This is a genomic window from Pelosinus propionicus DSM 13327 (assembly GCF_900114615.1).
GTDB classification, from domain to species: Bacteria; Bacillota; Negativicutes; order DSM-13327; family DSM-13327; genus Pelosinus; species Pelosinus propionicus.
In genome coordinates this window covers 1-13261 of record NZ_FOTS01000027.1, presented here as the reverse complement: position 1 = coordinate 13261, position 13261 = coordinate 1, and the positions used below count along the sequence as shown (strand labels likewise).

At 42.4% G+C, this 13261-nt stretch carries 9 protein-coding genes; all 9 read left to right on the top strand.

All coding sequences use genetic code 11. The annotated features are described in order from the left end of the window. Positions 1-121 precede the first annotated feature (121 nt). A complete protein-coding gene (locus BMZ99_RS14705) occupies positions 122-1042 on the top strand; it encodes a glycyl-radical enzyme activating protein (protein ID WP_090938747.1) in 921 nt (306 codons plus the stop codon). Continuing rightward, entirely contained in the window at positions 1039-3393 is a 2355-nt protein-coding gene (locus BMZ99_RS14700) for a glycyl radical protein (RefSeq protein WP_090938745.1), read from the top strand. The genes BMZ99_RS14705 and BMZ99_RS14700 overlap by 4 nt, the downstream gene beginning before the upstream one ends. 278 nt (positions 3394-3671) lie before the next feature. Continuing rightward, entirely contained in the window at positions 3672-4817 is a 1146-nt protein-coding gene (locus tag BMZ99_RS14695; RefSeq protein WP_090938742.1) for a YkvI family membrane protein, read from the top strand. Positions 4818-4982: 165 nt separating this feature from the next. After that, positions 4983-6386, top strand: coding sequence for a glutamate mutase L (locus BMZ99_RS14690; RefSeq protein ID WP_090938740.1), 1404 nt, complete (start codon positions 4983-4985; stop codon positions 6384-6386). A gap of 14 nt (positions 6387-6400) precedes the next feature. Further along, complete coding sequence (locus tag BMZ99_RS14685; RefSeq protein ID WP_090938737.1) at positions 6401-8152, top strand: cobalamin B12-binding domain-containing protein; 1752 nt, start codon at positions 6401-6403, stop codon at positions 8150-8152. A 33-nt stretch (positions 8153-8185) separates the two neighbouring features. Continuing rightward, the gene (gene ortA / locus BMZ99_RS14680; protein WP_090938734.1) at positions 8186-8488 is read left to right on the top strand and encodes a 2-amino-4-oxopentanoate thiolase subunit OrtA; all 303 of its coding nucleotides are present in this window, start codon (positions 8186-8188) and stop codon (positions 8486-8488) included. Beyond that, on the top strand, positions 8488-9903 hold the full coding sequence (gene ortB, locus BMZ99_RS14675; RefSeq protein ID WP_090938731.1) for a 2-amino-4-oxopentanoate thiolase subunit OrtB: 1416 nt from the start codon (positions 8488-8490) through the stop codon (positions 9901-9903). Before ortA ends, ortB begins: the two co-directional genes overlap by 1 nt. A gap of 93 nt (positions 9904-9996) precedes the next feature. Continuing rightward, positions 9997-10800, top strand: a complete 804-nt coding sequence (proC, locus tag BMZ99_RS14670) for a pyrroline-5-carboxylate reductase (protein WP_090938728.1) — start codon at positions 9997-9999, stop codon at positions 10798-10800. Positions 10801-11156: 356 nt separating this feature from the next. Further along, entirely contained in the window at positions 11157-13013 is a 1857-nt protein-coding gene (locus BMZ99_RS14665; protein WP_217645096.1) for a methyl-accepting chemotaxis protein, read from the top strand. The last annotated feature ends 248 nt before the right edge of the window (positions 13014-13261 follow it).

Genomic DNA, 13261 nt, shown 5'->3' with positions numbered 1-13261 from the left:
CCGGAGCTTTTGGAATCAATTATCCCTGCTTTAGTCCAGAATTGCCTCCTCATTCAATCTCATTTTGACTTGGCACGTATTTTGCATATATTTATTGAAAAAGGAAGGAGGCGGTCTATTGATGATATTTAACATCCAAAAGTGCTCCATTCATGACGGAACCGGTTTAAGAACACTTGTATTTTTTAAAGGCTGTCCCTTAAGGTGTTTGTGGTGTTCCAATCCGGAATCCCAATCGTATCGGCAGGAGATTATGGAGTCACCGGTAAGATGTATAGGTTGCGGTGAGTGCAAGAGGGTCTGTCCGGAAGCGGCAATTTTAGACGATTATAGAATAGATAGAAGCCGCTGTACAAATTGCTTTAAGTGTACGGATTGCTGTTATGCTGAATCTAAGCGTGTGGTAGGAAGGGATTATTTCGTTGAAGAGCTTTATAGGGAAATAGAAAAGGATCGTCCGTTTTACTCACTATACGGAGGAGGAGTAACTTTTTCCGGAGGAGAGCCGCTGACACATGCGAAAGATTTAAAGGAAATTGCAAAAAAATGCCATGATAATGGGATCAATGTCGTTGTCGAAAGCTGTGGCTACGGTCAATTTGAAGAATTTAAGGAAGCACTGCCGTATATAGATGCTATGTTTATGGATATCAAGCATATCGATCCAGAAACACATAAAGCTTTAACGGGAATGAGTAATGAGTTGATTTTAGAAAATATTAGACGCATTTCGGAATTTGGCACTCCGATCACGATAAGAACACCAATTATTCCGGGATACACGAATTCTCAGGAAAATATTAAAGGTATTGCAGAGTTTGTTTCCACAATACCGACCGTTAAGGAGTATGAGCTTCTACAATACCACAACTTCGGTGAACCGAAGTATACTGCTTTGGGAAAACCGTATCCCCTTAAGGGTGTTATAGTACCTGAAGATGAAGAAATGAATGATTTGGTCAAATGTGCTAATCAGATTCTTCAGAAATATAAAAAAGAATGTTATTGGATGAAAAATAATGAGAGGGAAGTGATTAAATGATTTCGGAAAGAATATTTAGACTAAGTGAAAAGGTACGCAATACGCCTGCTGAAATTTGTCTGGACCGTGCACGCTTAATAACAAAATTCTATAGCGAGCCATCCATGGAGCCATTCATACTTAGAAGGGCAAAATCATTTCAATATGTACTAGAAAATAAGAAAATTTTCATCGATGATGATTCTGTTTTAGCCGGACATTTGGCATCCCGCTTGCACGCGGTCCCTATTTATCCCGAAGTAACTGCATGGTTATATGATGATCTGGAAACGATTGATACGAGAAGCTCAGATCATTTCAAGTTCATTCCTGGCGAAAAAGACGAGCTAAGAACAATTGTTGAAGCCTGGAAGGGCAGAACCTTTGGAGATCTGACCGGGGCTTTGGTTGATGCCGATATGAATACCATGATTAACATCGGCATCTTTACCAAGGGTGTATCCAACCTGTCCACTATGAACCATGCTCCTGCCTATTACGATATGGTTCACAGAGGTTACCGTTACTATATCGATAAGTGCAAGGAAAACATCGCTGCGTTGGAAGATATGGATATCGACACCATGGAAAAGCAGATTACATGGCAGAGCATGATCATTGTAATGGAAGCAATTATCAAATTTGCTCACCGATATGCTGACTTAGCAGAAAAAATGGCTGGGGAGTGCTCAGATAGCGAAAGAAAGGCACAGCTCCTTGCTATGGCGGAAAACTGCCGTGTGGTTCCTGAGAATCCACCGCAGAACTTTCAGCAGGCTGCACAGTTCGTATGGTTTACACATCTTGCATTAATGATGGAAGTAAACGGCGGGGATCACTGCATCGGTCGTTTCGATCAGTACATGTACCCTTTCTATAAGAAGGATTTAGAAAATGGTGTAAGTGAAGCCTTTATTGCCGATGTTATTCATGAGTTTAAGCTTAAATTCGGAGAACTTTGGGTGCTGCGAACCAATCGTGAATCACAGGCTTATCCAGGGTGCCCGCTTTGGATCCATATGATGATTGGCGGTGTACTTCCTGACGGAAAGGACGGCTGCAACGAACTTACAAACGCCATACTTCACTGCATGGATGATTTGCAAACGAAAGAGCCTTGCGTTTCATTCCGGTACCACGATGGCGTAAATCAAGATACCTTCCGTTTGGCCCTGGCCGTAGCCAGAAAGGGTGGAAGCCATCCTGCTTTCTTTAATGATAGCACAAATATTTCCCATCTTTTGACATTAGGTCACACGCTAAAAGAAGCCAGAGACTGGGGTATTTGCGGATGCATCGAGCCAAGCGTTCCCGGAATTACTGACTTCCAGTCCAATGCCGGATATTTCAATCCAATTAAGGTATTCGAAATCACTATGAATAACGGAGTGGATCCTGTTACCAAGGTTCAAATCGGACCACGTACCGGTGACGTTACAACATTTACTTCCGTTAAGCAACTCATGGATGCATATGAGACGCAGCAAGCGTTCTTCATGAAGAAGTTTATCGTACTTTTTAACAGAATCATATCGTGTCATGCACATGCTTTGCCTACTGTAACTGCCTCATGCTTCACCTATGGGTGCATCGAGAAGGGGAGAATTCTTCAACGTAAGGGGGCAGAACATCGCTATTCCGCTGTTGCTATATCAGGCGTTGCTAATGTTGCTGACTCGCTGGCTGCAATTGAAGAGTGCGTATTTGATAAGAAATACTTAACGATGTCTGAACTTGTGAAGCTTTTGGAGACTAACTTCGAGGGCAAGGAAAATATGCGTCAGCTTTTGATCAACAAGGCACCAAAGTACGGCAACAATATTGATTCAGTAGATGAATATGCACATTGGCTTGCTGATCTTTGCAATGAGCAGGTAGTACAGTACAGAGATGGTCGTGATGGTCAGTTCACTACTGTTATCGCTTCTCAATCTTATAACGTTGTACTGGGACGCTTGATCGGAGCAACGCCGGATGGAAGACTTGCTTTTACGGACCTTGCAGACAATGCTTCACCTATGATTGGAATGGACGTAAACGGACCTACTGCAGTTGTAAATTCCATATCTGCACTTGATCCATTAATTCCACAGAGCGGTGTGCTGGTTAATCAACGTTTTGACCCTGCTATCACTAAAGGAGAAAAGGGATTAGATATATTAGAGACTGTTGTCCGCACTTTCTTCAATCAGAGGGGGCAGCACATTCAGGTGAATATAGTCGATGATGAAACACTTCGTGCCGCTCAAAAGGATCCGCAGTCCCATCGTAATATTTTGGTTCGTGTAGCAGGCTACTCTGCTTACTTCGTTGATCTTGAAAAGGATATTCAGGATAACATTATTGCTAGAACCCTTCAGCAAACCTTATAGTGGATGAAGCTACAGCTGCGATGCGGCGGCATTTATGACCTCAACTGGATTTCCATAAGCGGGAAATGATCATTAAGGCGCATTTACTCTATAAGAGAGGCAGCTCCTCTGTACTGCCTCTTGCAGTTTTCTGTCTGTTTATACTGTCCATCAAACGAGATACGGGGCATTGCTGGATACTCCCATCTATATTTTCAATAACTTCTATAAAGGTTAATCGTATTCTTATTGGGTACTTTAAAATTGAAAAACAATATTAAAAAAGAGGAGATGCAACTATGGAAAACCAAGCGGTCAGTTGGAAAAAAGTATGTATAATTGCGGGAGCATTCTGTGCATTTTGGATTGGTTCTGGGGTAGCAACCGGACAAGAAGCTATGCAATTTGCAGCAACACACGGAGCTTTTAAAGGTATGGCAATAAATATACTCTATATGTTGCTTTTAATGTTTATGGGATATGTCTTATATGGGACAGGACAAAGAGAGCAATTTGATAATCCTTATGATGTTTTTGAATATTATTGCGGTAAACATATCGGGCAGGTATATTTGTGGTTTACGGTAGTATTAAGCTATTGCAGTTATGTTGTTATGATGGCAGGTGCTGGTGCGACAATTCACCAATATTACGGGGTTTCGACAAGTACAGGTACTTATTTTGTCGCTATCTTAGCCTGTTTAACAGCCATATTAGGTATTCAAAAACTGCTTGATGTCATCGGTGTTATCGGACCGATTAAAATTGTATTTCTATCTATCATTGGTTTTTATGCCTTAGGTACTATTGCGGGAAATCCGGACGTGCTAGCTACTAACAGTGTGCTTGTCTCGCAAGCAGGGTTCAAGCAGATAACTAGTATCTGGCCATGGTCAGCCGTCTTATGGGCATTATTGGGTCTTATCTATGGCATTACATTCTTTATTGTCAGCGGGCAAGTATGTCAGAGTGTAAAAGAAGCAAGAATGGGAGCGATCTTAGGTGTCTTCGCAACTTGTGTCGTACTTAGCTTGCTGACTATCGCAGAAGTGGTTTATTTGGATCTTATTAGAGGTCAGCAAGTGCCTACATTGGCCATTGCCAAATCGGTTGCTCCTTTTTTAACTAAGGTTTTTGCACCGATAATTGTTTTGTGTATTTATTCGGCGGTTGCTTCCTTATTGTTGCTTGTTACTAGAAAATTTGCTGAAGACAAAACTAAGAAATTCAATCTGCTTGCTGTTTGTTTAACCGTAGTCGGTATGTTCTTTGGTACGCTGCTGCCTTTTGACCAGCTGGCAAATATCCTGTACCCGATTTCCGGTTATATTGCGATTGCCTTAATCGGCTTTATTATCTACAAGGAGTTTATCAACAAGGATGCTTTCCCTTACAAATGTAAAAAAGCATCCGTGAATACTTCAATGGACGATATTGCTGAATAAATATCCGCAATAGTTTAAAGAATGCAACGCCATGCCTTTACTTGCATTTGTTGAGGTAATATTATTCTATCAATATTTTTCCGAAAATTGGAAAAATTATTAAAAACTACATCTTTAAGCTGGTATTTTTAATACTGGCTTAAAGATTAGGAGAGAGTAGATATTATGGAGAGAGGATTAACTCTGAAATTTGCTATTCTTGTGGATTTTGGAAGCACCTATACGAAGATGGTGTGTGTTAATATAGGGGAACGCAAAGTTGTTGCCACCGATAAGTTTCCTTCTACGGTGCATACTGATGCGGCAATCGGTCTTTGCCAGTGTTTTGATGCTGCAAGGACTGCAATTGGTCATGAGAATTTTAAATCTGCGTTAAAACTTGCTACAAGCAGTGCCGCAGGTGGCCTGAGAATGGCTGTAGTGGGACTAACTAAGGCTGTAAGTGTTGAAGCTGGCAGAAATGCCAGTTTCAGCGCTGGTGCAAAAATAGTATTCAGTATGAACGGCCTTATTTCCGGAAAAGATCTGGAGGAAATAGAAGATGCAGGGGCTGAGATACTCCTTTTGTGTGGTGGATATGAAGGTGGAAATACGCATGGTTTGCTCCACAATGCAACAGTATTAAGCGAAAGCAAATTAGCAATTCCCGTAATCTATGCAGGTAACTCCTTTGTGGCTCAAGAGATAAGAAAGATATTTATGAACAAAGGTAAAGAATGTTTTTTAGCTGAAAATATAATGCCTGTTATAGGCTCTTTAAATATAGAGCCTACAGCGGACATAATTCGAAATTTGTTTATGAACAGAATCACCAATATGAAGGGTATAGGCTCTGTGCAAAAAGAAATGGATGCACCTATCATTCCGACACCTGCAGCAGTGCTTTCGGCAGGAGCGCTTTTGTGCCGTGGTACAAAAAATGAAATAGGTATCGGTTCTTTTATGCTGGCTGATATTGGCGGAGCAACGACAGATATTTATTCATATATCGAAAATAAAAGCTTTCAAGGTGCAAAATGTATAGGGTCACCTGAGCCTTTTGCCAAAAGGACGGTAGAAGGAGATATGGGAATGAGAGAATCCTCTATATGTCTTACAAGAGAATTAGGAGAAAAAAATCTTGCCGAAAGGTGTGGTATATCTGAAACCTTTCTTAAGGAAGCAATAGAGAAACGCATCATCTGTAAAGATTATATAGCTGATGACAGCAGGGAAAAGATCATAGACTATCAGATTGCATGCAGTGCAGTGAACATTTCTGCCAGACGTCATGCGGGTTATGTGGCAAAAGAATTTAATGATGGCTGCTGTTTAGTACAGCGTGGTAAAAACCTTACGGAAATAAAAACAATTATAGGAACTGGTGGAATTATCGTTAATGAAGAAAATCCTTTCCCCATATTGGAAAATGTGAGAGCAGATGCATCGGAAACGGGTCATATATTACTTCCCGAAAGGATTAGTACCTTGATGGATCATGACTATGTTTTTTTTGCCGCAGGTCTTCTTCGTAAATATGATGAAGATGCAGCCATTTCCATAATGAAGAGAAGCCTTAGATTGACTTAAAAGGAGCATTTGGTATGGATATTCAAATAAAAAGAAGATTTAATGAGAAGGAATTGCCGGATATGCAGTCCGTTCTGGGTGATGCAAAAAAAATTGCATCAGAGTTTTCCATTGGAGAAACCTTGTTTATGAAAAAGCATGGTGTTAAATCCGAGGCAGAGTATAAGCGCAACATGATAAAGGCCGGAAAGCTCATGAAGCACTCTGTCATTGGATGGAACTCCTGGTCGGCGACGGAGCAAGGCTTTAAGACAGTATACAAGGGGCTGGAAAGAGCAGGCTCTTTTATAGACCGTCTGGGCGTGGCTCTGGACTGGGTCATGGGTGTGCCTAAAGAATATCGCAATAAATTCCAAGCAGGAGGCAGCCTTATTTTTCAGACGCAGGAAGAATGGAATGCTCTCGGCCAGGTTGTACCTGTACAGCCACACCTTGGGGATCATATGATCGGCTCTTTAAATTCAGTGGAAAATACAGTTAGTGGACTTCGGGCTGGTGTTACAGCCATTGGAAACCTTGCTCAGTATTTTACTTATGAATATCCGGGTCTCGACCTAGAGCTTTATCGTACCGAAAATTACATGAAGGCCATAGCGATAATGGCTGAATTTAAAGATGCGGGTGCTGTGCTGCACTGCAACTTAGATGATGGTTATGGTGCGCAGTTCCACGATGTTGCAAACCTTGTAGGATGGGCCAAGCTGGAAAGATATATAGCGGAAGAGCTTTTGGGAGGAAGAGTGGCTCATACCTATGGCAATTTATTCAGTGATTCTGTACTTCGTATCGTCTTTAATAGGGCGATGGGGATGATTGATAAATATGGTACTCCCGGCTCTTTTATTAATGGCAATACAATAGACTATGGCACGGATATATCGAGAAATTATGGAGCACTTTGTTCGTATTCCCTGGCAGATATTATTTGCCAGATGAAATATCCTAGTGGATACGCGATTGCCCCCGTACCTTTGACCGAAGCAATAAGAATACCATCTGCAGAGGAAATGATAGAAGCGCATTGTGCGGTGGATATGATGATGGAAAAGGCCCCCTATTATGAGAAGTTCATTAATTGGGAAAAGATAAATTCCGAAGCTGAGATATTGGTAACAGGCGGAAACATTTTCTTTGAAAGAGTCATTAATGCTTTGGATGATTTGGGTATAGATATTAATCATGCCGGCCAGATTACGGGGGTGCTTAAGGCTATTGGTCCTGAACAGCTTGAAGTGGCATTTGGTGTCGGGGCAGGTGACAAAAATGCCATGAGGGGCAGAGTGCCTATCCGTCCGACAAGTATTATCCAGACAATAAGTAAGATTCAGGATGATGTAATTTCCAGGCAAAAATTTGAAGAAACGGGACCATTGACAGGCATGAATGTTGTTGTGGGCTCAACAGATGTTCATGAATTCGGTAAAGAAATAATAAAGAATGTAATAAAAAAGGCCGGTGCTAACGTATTTGACCTTGGGACAACAGTGTCGATCGCGGAGATTGCCGATACACTTATTGAAACAGGCAGCAATGTGATTGCGTTAGGCACATATAACGGCATGGCATACAGCTTCGGCAAAGACCTTTTGATAAGTTTGAAGGAAGCAAATCTTGAGGGCATCCATGTACTGATGGGCGGTCGCCTTAATGAGCCTGTTGGCGGCAGCGACATTCCGGTTGATGTCTCCGATATGCTCAGAGAAATGGGCATTAACGCCGATAATAATGTAGATACAATCGTAGATGTTATTGCTTCATATAAATAGCTGATATCAATAATTTCAAAGGAGAGAAACAAAATGGCTAAAAGAGGCGATTGGGTGCGCATTCATTCAATAGTACTTAAGGCGGCAGAAAGAACTGCCAGACTTCCTGAAGATACGCAGAAATGTGACCTTCAGCAGTGGACGAAAGGATTCCTGCAGGATGAATCCGCTAATATCGGTGAGAAAGTAACAGTAAAGACGGCAGCTAACCGTATGGTAAAGGGAACTCTCATCGAAGAAGGACCTTACTATACACACAGTTATGGCAAGTTTGTACCCGAATTCATAGAGATTGACAGGCAGCTGAGAGAGATCATGTTTGGAGGTGACAAATAATGGCTTTAGCAAAAGATTATGATTCCGTAATGGGAAGAGCCAATGATATCATGAAGACAGCACTCGGACTTGACTATCAGGAATTCGAGTCAGGTTCAGTGGCATTCGATTATGAAGCATTGATGAATGCTACAAATTATACATTAGATGAAATTACAAAAATTCAATCTAGAACCGGTGTTGGTAATACTCCGCTTCTGGAACTAAGAAACTTGACCGAACTTGCAAGAAAATATGCAAAACCAGGATATGGTGCGAGAATTTTTGCAAAAGACGAAGCGGCTAATGCTTCCGGAAGCTTCAAGGCAAGAAGAGCGGCTTGTGCAGTTGCTCACGCAAAGAAGTTAGGCTACAAGGGGGTTATGGCAGCTACTTCCGGCAATTATGGTGCAGCAGTGGCATCTCAGGCGGCTATGCAGGGATTAGAGTGCATCATTGTACAGGAGTGCTATGACTCAAGAGGAGTGGGTCAGCCTGAAATCGTTGAAAAAGCAAGAGCGTGTGAAGCATACGGTGCCGAAGTAGTTCAGCTCACCGTAGGGCCTGAATTATTCTACTCATTTCTGTCAATTATGGAGGATACAGGATATTTTAACGCTTCTCTGTATTCACCGTTCGGTATAGCAGGTATTGAAACACTCGGATACGAAATTGCTATGCAGTGCCGCGAATTTGTGGGAAAAGATCCGGATATGGTTGTTTGCACAACTGCAGGGGGCGGCATGATTACAGGAACAGCCCGTGGAATTATGAAAGCAGGCTGCGCGAACACGCAGATGGTAGCTGCAGCTATTGATCTTACGGGTCTTCACATGGCTTCTGATTCCCAGTTCAATAGAAAGTCTTGTACGACAGGACATACTGGTTTCGCTGTTCCTCATACGACCGACCCTGATCTGTCCGACGTTCCTCGTGCGGCAACAAGAACTCTTCGTTATACGGATCGTTATGTAACTATTACCCAGGGGGAAGTTATGTACATGACTGAAGCTCTGGCTAACCTGGAAGGTATCGAAAGAGGACCGGCAGGAAATACTGCATTAGCTGCAGCATTCTCATTGGCTCAGGAACTTCCAGAAGATGCAGTCCTCGTAGTCAGCGAAACTGAATACACAGGAGCAGGTAAACACATTCAGCCACAGCTTACTTTTGCGAGAGAAAATGGAATAGAAATCAAGTTTGGTGATCCTGCAAAAGAAGATAAGCCAGGTGAAAACATTATACTTCCAAAGAATCCTGGATATATCAAGCATCAGGAAGCTGATATTAATCGTTTCAGACAGTCAATGATCAAAAAGGCTTGTAAGAAGAGCGGCGTTGATCCAAAAGATTTAACAGCAGAAGACATGAGATTCTTAATAGAAGAAACTAAGACTAATGAAGAGTTTGTGAAAAGGACTTTAGAATTAAAGTAAATTTACATTGACTATTGAATATGATCTAATAACGATGGAAATTTATAAGGCAATTTTTTAAAAAAAAATTTATTAGGAGAAGGAGAGTTATATATGAATAAGAAAATTGTTTTTTGTGGTGGCGGCAACATGGCGGAAGGTATAATGAGAGGACTACTTAACAATGGGGTAGCTACTCCGAAAAACATCACAGTAAGCGAGCTATTCCCAGCGCGTTGTGAATATCTGTCCAGCACCTATGGCGTCTTTGCTCTTACAGATGCAACTGCGGCTATAAAGGAAGCGGATGTGATTATTATAGCTGTAAATCCACCGCAAGTACCAAGCGTTACCAAGGTGCTTAAGGAACTTATTAACGAAAAGACGATCGTACTGTCAATCGCCGCCGGTGTCACAATTGCAACCCTAGAGAGTCAGGTTGGCAGTGATAAAAAAGTACTGCGTGTGATGCCTAATACTCTTATTCAGTCTGGCAATGGTCATAGTGCTGCTTGCGTAAATGCTAACCTTGACGATAATGATAAGGAAGTCGTCACAGCGATTCTAAACGCATTAGGTCAGACGATGTATATCGCAGAAAATATGTTCGATACCTTTACCGCCTTTAGTTGTTCAGGTCCGCTTTGGATATACAAAACGGTAGAGGGGTTAATAAACGCTGGCGTATATGTAGGTTTTAGCCGTAGGGAGGCACGCAACATTATTATTAAGAATATGTTAGGCGTAGCGCAGGTACTTGATGTGACCGGTGCTCATCCGGCAGTAAAGGTTGATGAGATGACATCTCCAGGAGGAGTGACGATTGAGGCATTAAAATCGCTTGAGCAGGAGGGCTTAGCAGCAGCTTTAATGACATCGGTTACTGCCGCTGTCAAGAAGGCTAATTCTATCGAATAAGGTTCTCTGACTATTTTTAGGCATCTGAAAAGGGGTGCAAACAGAGCTTTTGCAAGCAGACAACTGCTATATTTAGACATTCCAGCTTAGCCTAATGTCATTTAGTTAAGGCAATTGAATATAATTCAGATTTAAAAACAGGAGTAGATATAAGTGTGCTCCTGTTTTTCTTTAAAAACGAGAGCACATGGTCATAAGTTTTCAGGTATATTTAAAATAAGGGGTGATGTGCGTTGAAACTAAGAGGAAAGCTAACTTTAATTTTTTCCCTGTCGACATTTGGAGTTTTGCTGTTCGTATCCTTAGGAGGCTATCTATTCGCCAAGGAGCAAGTGGATAATGGCATCAAGCGGGAAATGACCGAGAGTATTAATGCTCATGTGAACAAGATGGATGGATGGATGATTGCTAAGACAAAAATGCTGGAAATGAAGCTTGGTACGTTGCAAACGCTTAATGGCGACAATAAAATAACCGTACCTATGGTGGCAGGCTACAAAAACGTGGATAAAGATCTGTCCGCTTTGTACTACGGCGCGGCTGATGGTGCACATGTTGATGGCGATGGATGGATTCCTCCAGCTACCTATGATCCCCGCTCACGTCCTTGGTATGCTGAGACCGTAAGAAAGGGTAGTTTAAGTATTAATGATCCATATCTGGATGTGCAGACCAATAAGATGGCAGTATCGGTGGGGGTGCCGATGATGAATGCCAGCGGTCAGCTTAAGGGCGTTCTTGCTGTGGATTTTTTTCTGGAAACGTTGGTGGATACGGTAAAAAACATTACCATTAACGGCAATGGCTATGCTTATTTAATTGACAACAAGGGCATCATTCTGGCTCATCCTAATCCTGAACTGGTAAATGCCAATTTCTTGACGGATCCTAAGTTGAAGGACCTGGCAGAGCAGGCCAAAACGATGTTAGGCAAAGACCAAGGCTTTATCAATTATCGCCTTAATAATACTGATATCATAATGATACATCAAAAGATTCCCTCCACTGGTTGGGTGTTGGCTATCTGTGTGCCGGAAGAGGTTGTAAATAAGCCGCTGGTTACCCTCAGGTGGATGTTTATCGGTATTACCATAGTAGCAATTCTGCTCATCGTTCTAGTGACATTCTTTACAGCCAAGCGCATTGTTCAGCCGGTGGAAGAGTTGGCTGCACAGGTTAATGTGGTATCGGACGGCAATCTTACCGTGCAGGCGGTGATTCGAGGAAAGGATGAGGTTGCTGATTTGGCTAGAGGTTTTAATAAAATGGTGCATAACCTGCGTAATTTGATTGTAGAGGTGAATGGCAGCGCTGAACAGGTTGCGGCCTCTTCGGAACAACTGACGGCTAGCGCGCAAGAATCAGCAGAGGCATCCACGCAAGTTGCGGGGTCAATTTCCCATATTGCCATGGGAGCAGATCAGCAGTTGAGTGCCATAGAAAATACAGTAGCGGTGGTTCATAAGATTTCCGGTAATATCCAACAGATGGCTGTAGATGCTAATCATGTGGTGGAGAAAACCTCTCAAGCGGCTGGAAAAGCGAAGGTGAGTGATCAATCCATCAATAAGGCGGTCAGCCAAATGGGATTGATAGAGGAAACCGTAAACACTTCAGCTAATCTAGTAGCTAATTTGGGAGAGCGGTCCAAAGAAATAGGACAAATTGTCGAGACTATTGCCGGCATTGCCGGACAAACGAATCTTTTGGCGCTTAATGCTGCGATCGAAGCGGCACGGGCCGGGGAGCAAGGTCGTGGCTTTGCCGTTGTGGCTGATGAGGTTCGAAAATTGGCGGAACAATCGGAAGATGCAGCAAAACAGATTGCCACGCTCATTGGAGAAATACAAAGGGAAACGGCTAAAGCGGTAACCGCTATGAGCAGCGGTACTCGTGAAGTAAGTCTGGGGGCTCAAGCGGTGAAAGATGCCGGTAGATCCTTCAAGGAAATCGACGAGATCGTCACGCAGGTAGCCGAACAAATCATGGAGATTTCCGATGCTATGCAGCAGATGGAGATAGGTAGTCAGCAGATAGTATCCTCTGTACATCGGATTAATGATTTGAGTAAGCAGTCGGCCGTTGAAGCCGAGTCGGTATCAGCGGCCACCGAGCAGCAGTCGGCTTCCATACATGAAGTTGCCTGTGCCAGTAAGAATATGGCTAAAATGGCGCAAAATTTGCAAGAAACCGTACGGTTCTTCCAAACTTGAAAAACGAAATGCTTTTTTGCGCCGACAGCAAGATTTGGAGCAAGAACATGAAGCCACCCATACGATGATCAAATAAAAGTGGGATATGCAAGATTGAGGTTCGCTCCTCATCTAAATCCCAATTTTTGAAAAAAGAGGAAAGCCGCTAATTACCTGATATGCTCCCCTTGTAATAGACAGTTGAAATAATAAAACTGTCTATTGCAAGGAAGGAGCATATTTTTTATGGGAAGCAAATTTACGGTTTC